We start from the raw sequence: 270 nt of genomic DNA, 5'->3' as shown, positions 1-270 counted from the left end.
TACACTCAATGGCAATGGTTCTGCGATTTCCATTACCACTGCCATCAGCGGCGTGCCAGCCGCTCAGGCTGTGGGGCAGATTCTGCCATGCACATACATTATCCACATAGTAATGGACACGCACATCCTTCATGTTGTTATTGACGGTTGCCCTTGTGTACTGTTCCGCAGGGGTCGTGCCGCTTGCTACTGTGATCCAGTCTGTGTTGTGAACAGTCACACCAATGATTTTCCCCGCCATGGAAACAGAGGGCATATCGATGTGGTTGG

Annotated in this window: 1 pseudogene; it reads right to left on the bottom strand. The window is 51.5% G+C overall.

The features are described from left to right. Positions 1-270, bottom strand: a pseudogene (locus tag RUMCAL_RS16925) (hypothetical protein); the annotation flags it as partial.

Source organism: Ruminococcus callidus ATCC 27760, assembly GCF_000468015.1.
GTDB lineage: Bacteria > Bacillota > Clostridia > Oscillospirales > Ruminococcaceae > Ruminococcus_C > Ruminococcus_C callidus.
Note: the sequence above shows the minus strand (reverse complement) of the source record. Positions and strands in the feature narration are given on the sequence as shown.